The organism is Synergistaceae bacterium, assembly GCA_031267575.1.
Classification (GTDB): domain Bacteria; phylum Synergistota; class Synergistia; order Synergistales; family Aminobacteriaceae; genus JAIRYN01.
Map to the genome: position 1 here is coordinate 26,408 of JAIRYN010000056.1, position 14,269 is coordinate 40,676.

Annotated in this window: 13 protein-coding genes; 8 read left to right on the plus strand and 5 right to left on the minus strand. The window is 50.8% G+C overall.

The annotated features are described in order from the left end of the window. Positions 1 to 19: 19 nt before the first annotated feature. The 3 genes from LBJ36_09560 to LBJ36_09570 form a co-directional block, all read right to left on the minus strand. On the minus strand, positions 20 to 991 hold the full coding sequence (locus LBJ36_09560) for an ABC transporter permease (GenBank protein MDR1379278.1): 972 nt from the start codon (positions 989 to 991) through the stop codon (positions 20 to 22). Beyond that, complete coding sequence (locus LBJ36_09565) at positions 988 to 2,511, minus strand: sugar ABC transporter ATP-binding protein (GenBank protein ID MDR1379279.1); 1,524 nt, start codon at positions 2,509 to 2,511, stop codon at positions 988 to 990. The genes LBJ36_09560 and LBJ36_09565 overlap by 4 nt, the downstream gene beginning before the upstream one ends. Before the next feature lie 153 nt (positions 2,512 to 2,664). Then, entirely contained in the window at positions 2,665 to 3,606 is a 942-nt protein-coding gene (locus LBJ36_09570; protein ID MDR1379280.1) for a sugar ABC transporter substrate-binding protein, read from the minus strand. A gap of 461 nt (positions 3,607 to 4,067) precedes the next feature. On the opposite strand from LBJ36_09570, the gene LBJ36_09575 reads away from it, so the two are divergent. Beyond that, positions 4,068 to 4,220: a hypothetical protein gene (locus LBJ36_09575; GenBank protein MDR1379281.1), complete on the plus strand. Its 153-nt coding sequence runs from the start codon at positions 4,068 to 4,070 to the stop codon at positions 4,218 to 4,220. A 449-nt stretch (positions 4,221 to 4,669) separates the two neighbouring features. Here the strand turns inward: LBJ36_09575 and LBJ36_09580 are convergent, their stop codons facing one another. Then, positions 4,670 to 5,134: a hypothetical protein gene (locus LBJ36_09580; GenBank protein MDR1379282.1), complete on the minus strand. Its 465-nt coding sequence runs from the start codon at positions 5,132 to 5,134 to the stop codon at positions 4,670 to 4,672. 214 nt (positions 5,135 to 5,348) lie between these two features. Continuing rightward, positions 5,349 to 6,671, minus strand: a complete 1,323-nt coding sequence (locus LBJ36_09585) for a nucleotidyltransferase family protein (protein ID MDR1379283.1) — start codon at positions 6,669 to 6,671, stop codon at positions 5,349 to 5,351. An 89-nt stretch (positions 6,672 to 6,760) separates the two neighbouring features. Here LBJ36_09585 and LBJ36_09590 point away from each other — a divergent pair, with 89 nt between their 5' ends. The 7 genes from LBJ36_09590 (at position 6,761) to LBJ36_09620 (ending at position 14,224) form a co-directional block, all read left to right on the plus strand. Beyond that, positions 6,761 to 7,957 (plus strand): acetate kinase, encoded by a 1,197-nt coding sequence (locus LBJ36_09590; GenBank protein MDR1379284.1) that lies wholly within the window; start codon positions 6,761 to 6,763, stop codon positions 7,955 to 7,957. Positions 7,958 to 8,038: 81 nt separating this feature from the next. Further along, positions 8,039 to 8,626: a DUF177 domain-containing protein gene (locus tag LBJ36_09595; GenBank protein MDR1379285.1), complete on the plus strand. Its 588-nt coding sequence runs from the start codon at positions 8,039 to 8,041 to the stop codon at positions 8,624 to 8,626. 64 nt (positions 8,627 to 8,690) lie between these two features. Next, entirely contained in the window at positions 8,691 to 8,885 is a 195-nt protein-coding gene (rpmF, locus tag LBJ36_09600; protein ID MDR1379286.1) for a 50S ribosomal protein L32, read from the plus strand. A gap of 475 nt (positions 8,886 to 9,360) precedes the next feature. Continuing rightward, positions 9,361 to 10,713, plus strand: coding sequence for a TolC family protein (locus tag LBJ36_09605; GenBank protein ID MDR1379287.1), 1,353 nt, complete (start codon positions 9,361 to 9,363; stop codon positions 10,711 to 10,713). 237 nt (positions 10,714 to 10,950) lie between these two features. Continuing rightward, positions 10,951 to 11,643: a transglycosylase SLT domain-containing protein gene (locus LBJ36_09610; protein ID MDR1379288.1), complete on the plus strand. Its 693-nt coding sequence runs from the start codon at positions 10,951 to 10,953 to the stop codon at positions 11,641 to 11,643. Positions 11,644 to 11,881: 238 nt separating this feature from the next. Beyond that, on the plus strand, positions 11,882 to 12,472 hold the full coding sequence (locus LBJ36_09615) for a hypothetical protein (protein MDR1379289.1): 591 nt from the start codon (positions 11,882 to 11,884) through the stop codon (positions 12,470 to 12,472). Positions 12,473 to 12,820: 348 nt separating this feature from the next. Then, positions 12,821 to 14,224 carry an HD domain-containing protein gene (locus tag LBJ36_09620; protein ID MDR1379290.1) on the plus strand — a complete coding sequence of 468 codons (1,404 nt, stop codon included), beginning with the start codon at positions 12,821 to 12,823 and terminating at the stop codon, positions 14,222 to 14,224. Positions 14,225 to 14,269 lie beyond the last annotated feature (45 nt).

A 14,269-nucleotide genomic window follows, 5' to 3' on the forward strand; every position in this document is an offset into this window, starting at 1 on the left:
CAACGCTTGTTTGTGGCAATCACGACAACATTACTGACAGCTTCGCCCTGTAAGTGTCCAAGATCACCGCTCCCACAATGATCGCCCCCGTCACGATCTGTCGCGCGAAATCACTCATCCCCAGAAGCAGAAGGCCGTTGTTCAAGACGCCGATGATGGCCGCCCCGAAGAGTGTTCCGATAAGGCTACCCTTTCCGCCGCTCATGCTGGTTCCCCCGATGACTACCGCGGCTATGGCGGATAGTTCAAATCCGTTGCCGAGTATAGGAGAAGCGATATTGAGGCGCAGCATATATAAAATTGCCGCCATACCCACTGTCGCCCCGCATATCACAAAAGCGGCTACTTTGTATATTTTCGTGTTGTGGCCGGAAAGCCGGACTGCTTCTTCATTATTCCCAATCGCGTAGATCATTCGCCCGAAGACGGTTTTTTTGAGAATAAAATGCCCCACGGCGACCAAGAGTATAGCCATGATGAAGATGACGGGGATTCCGAAATAAGAGAGGGTTCCGAAAGAATTGAATGCCTTCGGAAAGGAGAAGATCGTCCGAGAACCGCTTACTTGAAGCGCCGCACCCCGTGCCATATTGAGCATCCCCAGCGTAACGACGAAGGAGTGTATTTTCCATCGCTCGCAGACCCACCCATTGAAGAGCCCACAGACCATACCCGCCACCATCGACGCGAGAACGGCCAGAACGATGGCGCTTCCCGCGTCGAGAGATTTGTTCGTGATGACCAGGCCAGCGAGTATCGTGCACAAAGCGAGCACCGAGCCCACGGATAAATCTATCCCTCCCAGCAGAATGACGAAGGTCATCCCCACCGCTATCACCGTGTTGATGCTTATCTGAGTGAAGATATTCGAGATGTTGTTGATGGATGCGAAGGCCGGCACAAAATAGGAGAACAGAACGCAGAGCAGAACAAGAACCACCCCAATTCCGGCTTCGTTGAGCATCAGATAAACGATTCGTTTGGTGTTCATTCCGCAGTGCCTCCTTCATGGGATACCCGATACGCGTATTTCAAGATCCTCTCCTGCTCGAAATCGCGGCGCAAAACCTCACCCGACACGGCGCCGTTGGAGAAGACGACGATCCTGTGACAGATCCCAATGAGTTCGTTCAAATCCGAGGAAACGATCATGATCCCCTTGCCCTCCGCGAGAAGCCGCCAAAGAAGCAGATATATTTCATATTTTGCTCCTACGTCTATGCCTCGTGTGGGTTCGTCGAAGAGCAACACCTTCGCGTCACGAAGAATCCACTTTGCCAGAACAACCTTCTGCTGGTTCCCTCCCGACAGGTTCCTCGTCAGTTGGAGTATTGACGGCGTCTTAATCGCCAGCTCGCCCGCCATGCGCTCAGAAGCGCCGCGTTCCGCTTTTCTGTCGATCAAACCGAGCGACCCGAAGCGCGAAAATTTGTCCAGGGCGGCCAGAGACATATTGACCTCGACCGACATATCCAGAACGAGTCCCTGAGATTTCCGGTCTTCGGTGAGAAGACATACCCCCTCCTTGACCGCGTCTTTCGGCGACGCTATATTCAGTAGCCTGCCCTCTAGGGACACCGATCCGCCGAGTTTTTTGTCCGCGCCGAAGATGGCCCTTACCGTTTCGGTTCTCCGGGAACCAACGAGTCCCGATATCCCTAGAATTTCGCCTTTTCTCAGATGGAACGATATCTCATGGGGGCTGCTGGCGATACGGAGGCCCTTTACCTCCAGCAGCGGTTCGTCGAGGGGTTTTGGGGAGTCCATAAAGGGATATTCGGCGTCCATCTGTCGCCCCACCATCATGGAGACGATCTGGGGAATGTCGATCTCCTCGGTTTTCTTTGTGTCAACGAGTTCTCCGTTGCGCAGGACCGTTATGCGGTCACCGATCTCGTAGATCTCTTTGAGGTGATGCGAGATATAAATGACTGTCAATCCTTGTTGTTTTTCGGTCCTGATGATCTCGAAAAGACGGGCGATTTCGTCGGGCGATAGGGTGGCCGTGGGTTCGTCCAGGATCAGCACCCGGCACTTGGAGGACACGGCTTTAGCGATCTCCACAAGCTGCATCTGGGCCACGCCCAAAAGCTCCACCGGCATCCACGGGTCCACGTCTAACCCCACCCGTCGCATAGTTTCTGTCGCGTCTCGAAAAAGTTTTTTCCTGTCAACCCATATTCCCTTGCGCGGAAGCTGGTCGAAGAAGATATTTTCGGCGACCGATAGGTAAGAAAGAAGGTTGAACTCCTGATAGACCACGCGAATGCCTCGATCCATCGCTTCTCGGGGGGTACATGGGAAATAGGGCTCGCCGTCTAGGAGCATCTTGCCGCCGTCTGGAGGATAAATACCACAGATGATTTTGATCAACGTCGACTTGCCGGCCCCGTTTTCTCCTACCAGAACGTGAACCTCCCCCTTTCGGATAGACAAAATGACGTCCGAGAGGGCGCGCACTCCGGGAAAATATTTCGATACGTTCCGTATGGAGAGAATGTCCGTTTCCATGTTTATGCCTACCTTGTTCGAGCTTAAAAGAAGGTTAACTCAGGAAGAGCCCCCCGACTCCAATATCTATCTATCAAGTCTGTAAAAATGCAAGTCTATAAAAATGCAAGTCTGTAAAAACGGAGTTTGGGGGGCATATTTTATGGCGGCGTTTTATTTTAGGTCTGTGGCAGAGACAACTTTTACTTCTGTTTTTGACCAATCGGAGATTTTTTCCCCGCCCAGAATACGGAACCCAACCTTGATCGCGTTGGCCGCCATCTCAGGCCCAAACTGATCCACCGTGGCAAGCATTTTACCCTCTTTGATCAGTTCTTGACAGGCGCCAATATTGTCGAAACCGACGACTTGAACTTGCTCGGTCTTGCCAGCGGCCTCTATCGCGCGGACCACGCCCAGAGCCATGGAGTCATTGGCGCACATGACGCCCTGGACATCGGGGAACCGCGTCAGGAGGTTTGTCATGACCGTGTTCGCTTCTTCTGTCTCCCAGTGGGCCGTCGTGGACTCCAGGATCTGGAATTCGTAGTCCGCAACGCTCTTCATGAAACCGGCCTTACGTTGTTTCGCGTTGTCCGCACCAGGATTGCCTTCAATGATGATGACTTTCGCGCTCTTGCCCAACTTTTCCCCAAGGAAGTTGCCCACCAAGTAGGAACCTTCTTCGTTATCGGGGCCAACAAAAAGGAAGTTTTCAGGCAAGCCATTGTCCTTAAGGGCCTGCTTGTCCAGAGTGACATCGAAGTTGACGACCAGGATACCGGCATCCACGGCCTTCTTCACCGACGGAACGAGGCCCACAGAGTCGGCTGGTGCCAGGATAATCATGTCCACCTTCTGGGATATGAAATTCTCCATGGCGTTGATCTGCGTGTCGATATCCGTTTCTGAGTTCATGCCTACGGGAATAAGTTCGAATGTGCCATCCTCTTGCGCGAATTTGCGAGCGCCTTCCTCCATTGTTTTGAAGAACTCGTTCGCCAATGATTTCATGACCAGTCCCACGACCGGTTTCTTCTCGGCTGCAAAAGCTACTCCGCCCAAACACATCACAAACATCACCAATAAAACCATAGCAATCATTTTTCTCATCATCGAAACCGATCCTTTCAGCGTACTAATACCTACTGATAACGAGTAGATACGTTTCACATAGTATTTCTTTGACTATGAAGCCAAAGAAAAAACTAAATCTCACAAAGCTCGCGGAAATACTCCACAAACGCCGTTGTAGTCCCGACTATCAGCTCGAATACCCTTTCGCGGCATAAATCACCTCCTCTTCAACAGCTTATAACACGAGGCTTAAACGATTATTTTTTCTCTTAAAGTTATGGACACTCGCTTATTATATATTGACATACTCCCACGACTAAAGTTGTAGGATTCTAAGATCGACAAAGACAGCCGACTGAAACCGGTCTTACGTCTTCTCCTTATAAGAGTGGATGCCCTCACTCTGAGAATATTTACAGCCACATTAATATCCCAGTCGTGTTCTGCCCCGCATCTCGTGTTGATAAGTCATAAAAGGAGTTTAACATAAAAGTAGACGTATGGCAAGAAACCAAATACAAAACAAACGTCACCGTTGGTGGCGTTGCAATTTTCATCCAACGGCTGAGGCTGTTGGCTTTTTCATCGCTTTATCTCGCTTTATTTCGCTTTATCGTAAAGAACGCATGATGTTTAATGAAAGTTTTTCTTAAAATATTTTTTTTGACATACTCCCATGACTAAAGTCATGGGATTCTAAGATTAACAAAGACAGCCGATTGAAACTGGTCTTACGTCTTCTCCTTTAAGGGTGGATGTAAAGGTGGATGCCCCCACTCTGAGAATATTTACAACTGCATTAATATCCCGGTCGTGTTCCGCCCCGCATCTCGCGTTGATAAGCCATAAAAAAAGTTTAATATAAAAGTAGACATATGACAAGAAATCAAATACAAAACAAACGCTACCATTAGCGGCGTTGCGATTCTCATCTAATGGCTTCAGCCGTTGGCTTTCTCATCGCTTTATCGTAAATTTTGTCTTTATTGGTCCACCATAGCATATATATAGATATAGATATAGATATAGATAGAGGTAGATAGATAAATAAATAGATACTTTGCTAAGTGTCTATCTGTAGAAATTAATATTTAGCTCAATACTATATGCTGACCTCTAGTGCCGCGATTAGTTTTACGGCAAAGTCGAGTAGTTCTTTTTCGGAAAGACTTTTTGTCTCCAGCGTCAAAGTTCTTTCTTTATCTAGAGAGACAGCCAGCGCCTGTCCCGTGACGTCGCCACACTCCAACACCGCGCGTTTTCCCGCGACGGTCAAGGTTTTGTAGGTCGAGGAGAAACCCAGTAGGCCCTCGTTCCCGGTGACCTCTCCCTCTGGAACGTAAAGGGTCCCTGGCCCAGATCCCTCCATTAGGTTGACCTCCACACCGGCGATAGGCGTCGTGCGGGTATAAACGCGGTTTGTCCAGCGTCCCAGTTCCTCTGACGTGGTCAAATGCGTAGTCTGCGCCTGGGAGCTATGCCATTCATCTAACACGTCGGGCAAAGGCACGGCCTCCGCAACCCGACCGACCCCTAAAATGACTAGTCCCATCAGCAGTATTTCCATAAGCGAGTTTCGCGGTACGCGATTTTTTTTTGCCTCCTTTTTTATCCTGTCTGTTGTCCTGCTTTCCGATCTTTTCGTCTTTATGTTTATGGCAAAAACCTCCATATCTCTTTTTCATTATATCTTTTCATTATATCCAGATTATAATATCCAAATATCCAGATTATAATATCCAAACCGGTCGAGGTTTTGTGGAAAAATTTCGGGAGACAAATCACGGATGTTCAGGAATATGCCTTTCTTCGTATCTCAAATCAGGGCAAGGTAGAAGAAGCTCACGCAAACGTGAGGCGCGAAACTCCAGATCCGCCATCGCACCCGGCGCCGCGGCCAAGCGAGTGACGACCGGAATTGTCCGGTTTCCATTTTTGGACTCTTTGGAGGCCCGCGCGCGCAAAAGGCTCCGCCCTCTTTCGTTGTACCCGAGTACGCGAACGTAAGAAGGGCCCAGGCGCGATAGATTCCAAGCCGTCCAACGGTCCAAGCCGACTAAACACCTTATGGTTTGACGCCGGATGCGGTTCCGGGTGTATCGGGCGCACACGCAACGCCCAACGAAATCATCGTAGGAGTTCGCCTTGGCATAGTGTTTCAGAAAAAGGTTTTCTAGCCCTTCGTCCATCCCCGCGTACTTTCGCAGCTCCTCCGGTGAGAAGCGGAGCAACAACCCCCGCAGTAAAATCCACAGCTCCTCCGTACCCAGACAAAGCCGCCCTCGTCCTCCTTGTTCCTTCAAAAGCTCTAAGGCGACGGGCGGCATGGCCTCCTTTATCCAGGATTTTTCGTAATCGTGAGTATGGCCTAACTCCTTCGGAACCCAAGCCGCGACGGCCGACCGGATCGCCGTGGCGCTGGCCAAGGGGCCTGAGGCTCTGTCGTGATAACCAGCACCTTCTCGCCGCACGGGGAGAGGGATCAAACCATAGTTTCCCCGGCGGACGCACAGGAGGTAGGAAAGAGCCAATGCGTTGTTGGGCATCGAGGCAAACGCTCCGCCACCGGGCAGCTCTTGATCGAGAGCCTGGGCGAGGGCCTTCGGATACGACATCCCTGACGCTAGGGCTTTCCTAAGATTCGACTTGAAAGAGAGGGGCTCCTGGATTAGAATGTCAATAATTGTGTCAAGGACGGCAACGGGATTTTCGGGAGAAAAATCGGCGAGAAGCGTTGTTGTTTTCAGATAAAACGTTTCCATTCCGAAAGAAAGGTGGGTTACGAACCCTGTTGCGGCTAAGGTATCGATGGCGCCACGGGCAAACTCCGGTCCCGCGTTGCAGGCGTAGACAAAAGGCAACTCCAGGACCAGGTCCGCTCCATTTGCGAGGACCATTCGAGCGCGTGTCCATTTATCGAGCATGGCGGGAAGGCCCCGTTGCGTGAAACTGGACGACAACACAATCACTACAGCCGCGTCATTCCCGCGTCCGTTATCGAGACTCTTTCGAGCGCGGGCAATATGCAGGGTGTGTCCGTTGTGAAAAGGATCATATTCGGCAACGATTCCGATGACCGGATTTTGAAAGTCTATTGTCTTCATGATCGTCAAGTATAAACTAAAAATAGAGGAGTCGGGCACTCAAAGGCCGCGCTCAATTTGAAGTTCACTCGAAGGGTGGTTTTTTCAGCATGAAGATCTTGGTTATCAACTGTGGCAGTTCGTCCTTAAAGTATCAGCTTTTCGACATGGAAGGGGAAAAGGTGCTAGCCAAGGGGTTGGTGGAGCGCATCGGCATCAAAGGCTCCAGAATTAAGCACACGAAGATCGGGATGGATCCCATCGTCGTCGAGACGGAGATTCCCGATCACAAAGTGGGGATCAAGCTCGTCGTGGACGCGTTACTGGACAAAAAACACGGTTCTCTTTCCTCCCTCGACGAGCTGAGCGCGGTGGGCCATCGCGTGGTCCACGCCGGTGAGAAGTTCGCGACCTCAGTCAAGCTCGAACCGAAGGTCATGGCCGCGCTAAAGGAATGCGTCCCCCTCGCACCCCTTCATAACCCCGCCAATATCATGGGCATCGAGGCCGTCAGCGACGCCTTGCCGAAAGTCCCTCAGGTGGGAGTTTTCGACACGGCATTCCACCAAACGATGCCGAAGGCCGCTTTCATCTACGGGGTGCCCTACGGTTATTACGAGAAATACGGAGTACGCCGCTACGGTTTTCACGGCACCAGCCATTATTACGTCTCTCACCGGGCGGCCGAGATTTTGGGCAAGCCTGTTGAAAAACTGAAAATCGTCACTTGCCACCTGGGCAACGGCAGCTCCATTACCGCCGTGAAAGGAGGCATATCCGTGGACACGTCTATGGGTTTCACCCCCTTGTCGGGCGTGCTTATGGGAACGCGCTGCGGAGACATCGACCCGGCGTTGGTGACGTTCATCTCGGAAGCTGAAAAACTCTCCTCCGCCGAAATGGACTCCCTGCTCAACAAAAAAAGCGGTGTCTTGGGCCTGTCGGGGATCAGCAGCGATCTGCGCGACGTGGAGGCGGCCGCCGAGCGCAATGAACCGCGTTCCCAGCTCGCGTTGCAGGTTTTGAGCTACGGCATCAAGAAATATATCGGCGCTTACGCCGCAGCTATGGGCGGGTTGGATGCCCTGGTCTTCACGGCTGGCGTGGGTGAAAACAGTTCCACGGTCCGGGCTATGTCCTGCGAAGGCTTGGAATTTCTGGGCATCGAGCTGGACAACGCCAAAAACGGAGTCCATGCCCAAGAGGCGATCATTAGCACGGAGACCTCCAAAGTCAAAGTTCTGGTCATTCCTACCGACGAGGAATTGGTTATTGCCCGAGACACCAAACGCCTCGTCAGGGAATAAGGGACGGAACGGAACCTTTGAGGTTGATTATTTGAGGGTTAATTTGAGGGTGGATTTGAGACGGAGGCGAGTTGTTTGACGGTGGCGTCGGGTATGCCCACAGGATGGAATTTTTTTGTCGAACTTCCCCCTCGGCGCGACAGTGAGACCGTCATCGAAAAAGCGTGGAAAATCGACATCGGAGAGGGCGTGTCCTTTGAGGGACAGCGTTTTTTCTTTCCCGGTGGCCTTTCCATAGAAGCGACAGTTCAATGGCTGGAGGAATCTTTATTGTCCGTCCGGCTGTCTTTAGCGGCATCTCTAAAGGGACAGTGCGCCCGCTGTCTGACGGACGCTGTGCTTGCAATATCGGATGATTTGATGTATCTTTATTATTCGCGTGGCCTAGAGCTGGGCAAAGATACCGAGCTTCAGAGCGACGACGGATTCATGCCTGTGGAGATCGACTACTGGGGACGAACTTTGAACCTTTCGGATCAGGTATGGGAGAGCTTGCTGATGTTGCTTCCAGTAAAACTTTTGTGTCAGGAGGATTGCGCGGGGCTTTGTCCGTATTGTGGAGCCGACCTAAACGAAGGGGCTTGTTCTTGCGCTCTAGAAGAAATTGATCCGCGACTGGAGGTTTTGCGTGGCGCGCTGATCGATGAAAAAATCGATAAAAGAAATTGAGGGGAAAAACTAATAAGACAAGAATCAACAAGAATCAAGAATCAAGACGTAAGGAGGGATAAAAATGGCAACGCCTAAAAGAAAAACTTCACATGCTCGGACAGCGCAGCGCAAAGCTCAATGGTTGGGTTCGTTGAACGCGCCCAGTGTCGCTGTCTGTGGGCACTGTGGCGATCCAATTCTCAGTTATCAAGCCTGCCCGGCCTGCGGTTACTACAAGGGTCGCAAAGTTGTAACGGTCAAGGAAAAACTTATTTGAGGTAAAAACGTCCCGTAACCGTTTAAAGTCTCTATACCGGGTAAAAGTTCAAGTTCAGGGAGGGGAGTCTGTGTGACCGTTGAATGGTCCTCAGTGGCTCCTCCCTGAGCTTAGGTATTCGCACTTGTTGCCAGGAGCAAAAAAACGCTGGGCGTGAGGGAACTCAAACCGACCATCTCACCTCCATCTCACCTTCATCTCACCTCCATCGAGGAAAAACTGCGAGGAAAAACGGCAATGAAAAACTGCAAGGAAAAACTGTAAGGAAAAACTGCCGCTCAGGGTCGGTTATAATGTTTTGTGTTTTGTCCGCTACAAGTACGAACTTTGAGGAACGATAACCTCGCTTGAGCGCGACCGCCGCGTGGTGTTTACGGGGCTTTATGTTGTTTTATATTTGTTTTGCTCCAATCGCGCTATAATGACTAACGTATTCGTTATTTAAGTGGAGTCTGGGATTACTTTCTTGATTGAGGTGAACGATTTGAAACGAGTTCTGTCTTTTAGCGTAGCGTTTGTATTGTGTTGTGTGTTCTTGTTTGCTCCAAAGAGTTTCGCCGCGGAGATCGTCGCTCTGGATAGATACTTGACAATGGTGCGGGAGGGGAACCACGCTCTTCAAGCGGGCATCCGAGCCGTGGAGGCCGCGTACTATGGGGTCTTGGCTTCTGTGGCGCCTCAGCGGCCCAATGTCGCTCTTTCGGGATCGGCTTCCTACACCACCGACCAGGTAAACGGCGACCAGCACAATAGAAACGCTATGGTCTACAATACCTCCTTGTCCTTGAGTCATCGTATCGACATCTCCGGGGCGTACACTCTGGACGAGCGACAGCAAATCCTCTCCTACGAAGGCCAGAGGGCGAATTTCGACAGCAACGTGAACAACCTGGTGGCGTCGGCCGAACAGAATTACTGGTCCGCTGTTTTGGCGCGGGAGAACATCGCGCTTCAAAAAGACGTTCTACGTCAGCGCCAAGAAAACCATCGAGTGACCGAGGAGAAATACAAACAACAATTGGTTCCCAGACTGGACTTGATCCGCTCAGAAGCCCAAGTGGTGGCGGCCGAGAGTCTTGTAACGGAAGCGGAGGCTCAGTACCGCAACCTTCTGGCCGCGATGACGGCTTTGACGGGAGGCGTCGCGGTGGCGCCCCTGGAAGAACCGCTCTCCGTTCCCACTTTCGACGTTTCCGTCAGCCTGGAAAAAGCGCTTCTTTTCCGTCCCGACGTCCGAGCCTCCCGTTTGGCCCTGGAACGAAGCAAAGTCCTCAAACAACTGACGGCGAAGGGCATGTCCCCCACTCTGACCGGGCTCATTCGCTGGACGCCCTGGTCGGATCCCTGGAATTCTTCTACACCCCAAGATAGGGAGTTGGGCGCGTCTTTGACGTTGAACATTCCTATCATCGATGGCAACGCCACCAAGTATGGCGTTTTGAACGCGGACAAATCGGTACAGGCCGCGGAGGCTTCTCTGCGGTCCTTGGAACACACGACAAACACGGACCTTTCCGTCGCCTTCAATAACTGGGAGCTGGCCGAGGCTTTGGAAAAGGACAAACAGCGCCAGGTAGGACGCTCCGACGAGGAACTGCGCATCACGGAGCTGATGTACAATGAAGGAATGGGGGCTCAGATTGATCTGATCAACGCCCAAACGGAAAACCAGAGGGTGCGCACGGATTACCTGAATGCGATCAAGGGCATGTACTCGGCCCTGGTGGAACTGCGAAGGGTTGTGGGCGACTATTCCCCCAACGAGGACGGAACATGGAAGCAAGCTGTCATTAAATACGGGAAGGGTAAAGAAGTTAAAGTACAATAAAGAAGTTAAAGTACAATAAGGTACACAATTCGCGATTTGAAACCAATGACGAAAGGGGCTATGAAGTAGACCATGTCTGTTGGGTCGAGAACCTCGGTGACGATTTTGAGTGGTTTGACCGGGGTTTTTCGTGTCCCACTTCTCTGTAGGGAAGAAGGCTTTTTTATTCAGGCATGACTAACAAAACAGCGGATATTTGCGGATATTTAATGGCGTTGCCTGGAGGTGTTGTCTATAATGTGGTGTATTATGCGTTGTTTTACAGTTCGTTTTACAATAAAAGCGTTCGTTTATTTTCTGTGTGTATGTGTTGCGGCGCCTTGCATTGCTTGGGCGGAGCCGGAACGATACGATTTCCCGAACTTCAATCGAAAAGATAAATCTCTTGAATTTCTGCTTACCTCTCCTACCCAAGCCTCTATGTCGGCTTTGGCCGCCAATGCGCGACAAAACAAAGCCAAGCGCAACGAGGCTAAACAAAAAAGTATTGCCGCCTTGTTGCGGCAGTACAACAAAAAACTAGACGCTAACAAGGCTCACGATTACGCTGAGATCATTATACAAAACAGCGAGAAATTTGGTCAGGATCCTTTCATCATCGCGGCGGTGGTGGTCAACGAATCCTCGGCGAGACACGATGTCGTTTCTCGTGGGGGAGATTACGGTTTGATGCAGGTGCGCTGGCGCGTTCATCAGAAGACGATTAAAAAGAAGTATCCCCATATCGAAGAGGCAGAAGATATGCTCATTCCTGAAAACAACGTCTTGGTGGGAACGGAGATTTTTTCCAGCTATCACGCGACGGCCAACCAAGACGTGAGAAGCGCCATGATGTACTACAGCGCCGGGAATAAACGTTTGACCGATAAAGTCTTTGCCGTTCTCTCCCAACTCGAAAAATCCTATTTGGCCCATTTGAAAAAGATTTGATTTGAAAAAGATTTGATTTGAAATATAGTTGATTTGAAATATAGTTGAGCCGCATAAAGGTAGTTTGTGTGAGGTTCGCTTGCACTAAGGTGGAAGGGAGGACGCTATGATAGATTTCGGGAAGTACCACCTGTGTTTGAAAAAGCGGAAGAAGTCGGATTTTTTTACGAAAACACCCTGCGTGTTACGTCGCCTCACAGCAAAGGACAAAGACAGAGCTCTAGTTCTTCATCGCGCAATGGCATCGAAGGCAGAACCTGAATTGTTTGTGCCTGGTACGGACGGGGATTTTTTGTACATCCTCGAAGGAGGCGGCGTGGTGATAGGAGTTCAAGAGAAAAGCGGGCGCATCATCTGTATGCGGACCATGCTTTTCCAGCCTCGCGGTGACGAAAACCCGAACGAGGATGTGAATCTTTTGCCGCATCAGTTGAAACGGATGGCCTTTATCGACTACTGTATCGTTCACCGGGACTATCGAGGTAACAATCTCCAGTTTCTGACCTACTTCTACCTGGAGAACTCCTTGTGGGAGGATTATGACTACCTCTATACCACCGTCTCGCCGCGAAACGTCTTCAGTCTTCGCAACGTCATGAACTGCGGCTTTTACGCGTTTCAGCTCAAAGAGCGCTATGGAGGACATATGCGTTACCTTTTGCGCAAAGACTTGAAGCATAGTCCCTCTATTCGGATGAAACGGCACGAAAGCGCCTCTTTGCGAGACTACCCCGTTCAGCAGCGCATCATGAACAGCGGCAAGGTGGGCTATCGTTTGGTGCACCATGTGTCTGGACTGCGGATGCTGTTCGGCGCGATTGAAAAATAAGAAAAAAATAAGAAGAAAATAAGAAATGTAGGGGAGCGGACTTTCGGCTGTCTCCCTAACGAGGTTTGCACTTCTAAAACCTGTTCATGGAACGGAGTAATCAAGGATGTTGGAAACGCGAAAATTATTAAAGATGGGAAAATTGTTGTAGATCGGGACTACAACGGCGCTCGTGGAATATTTCTACGAGCTTTGCGAGATTCAGCTTTTTCTTTGACTGCATAGTCAAGGAAATACTATGCGAACTGTATCTACTACTTATAAGTAGGTATTAGTACGCTAAAAGGATCGGTTGTTGTAATATGGAGATTAGCAAGCCGATAAAATCCTCGGAATTGTATTTCTCGGATGGAACGTCACGTTCGTCTTTTGCGTGAGTTGCGACGCAGAGGGATCGCGAAAGCCTGGCTGGTGGGAGGAGTTGTTCGCGACTTCCTTCTGAACAAGAGCCCGGCAGATATTGATGTTGTCTGCGAGGAGTCCCAGGCGAAAACGATCATCGATAAACTCGGAGGTGCTGTGACGGGAAAGCCTCCTTTTTGCACCGTGAGTACGGTTTTGCCTATTCTCGACGAGAAAGGTTTTTCCCACAAATGGAACATCGAGATTACCCTTTTGACAGGGGGCTCCATTCAGAAGGACCTGGAACGCCGTGATTTTACGATCAACGCCATCGCGATGGACATCAATGGAAAAATGATTGATCCCTTCGATGGGGCCGCGGATATCCGTCGCCGTGTTCTCCGTCTTGTGCCCGCTTTGACGTTGCCCTACGAAGCCGACCCCATTCGCGTCGTGCGGCTGTTGCGCTTTGCCTGCGCACTGGATTTTAGCGTCGACTCCATGACGGAGCTTTTGACGAAAAATTTCATCCGAGAACACCGAGGCGTATTGGCAAACGTTCCCCAAGAGCGATATGGGAAAGAATTTTTGAAGGGTTTCGCGTCGCGCCCCCTGGATTTTTTGTTGTCCCTCGAGGACTACGAATTATTGCCGGTGGTCTTGCCAGAGGTAGAAGCCATGCGTGGGGTAGAACAACCCGCCATTTTCCACCCTGAGGGCGACGTGTTGGCGCACACCATTCGCGTGGTGGGCGAAGCCCAAAAGGAGATCCGAAAACATCCCGAAAAACGTGACGTCGTACTTGCTCTCGCTGCTTTATTGCACGACGTTGGTAAGCCGCGTTCCGCGCGACCTCATCCTAAATACGACCGCGCTTGCTTTTTCGGCCATGAGAAAACGGGAGAGCTAATGGTTTGGGATATTTTAAGCAAATGGAGCATTCCGGGAAAAATTACGGCTCAGGTTACCGCTCTTGTTCGGCATCACATGATTCCAGGGGGGAATTTCACGGAGCGCACCTGTGTGAAATTGATCCGCAAAATAGGGGCGGAGACCGCGGAACAATTGTTTACCCTGGCGCTCTGCGACGCTAGAGGCACGCTGGGCACGGGAGACAATATCCTGGTCGCTCGGGAGCTTTTTGCCCAAGTTCACGATAACCTTTATCGGGCACAAGACGCCTCTTTCAGACGGTGGCTTGACGGCAACGACGTCATGGATATCCTGAAAATTCAGCCCAGCCGCGAAGTCGGCCGAGTTCTGGAGGAGTTGGACGTCGCTGTTGGGGCAGGAGAGCTTCATAGCAGGGAAGAAGCCATCGAGTGGTTGAGACGGAAGTTCGGCCGAGAAACCAAAAGCGGACGTTGGGAAGGTTTGGAACGTTTGTCAGGGACGGAAACTCGCTTGTGAGGGGAAGTGGAATATTTCGGAATGTTTCAAAATATTTCTACGAGT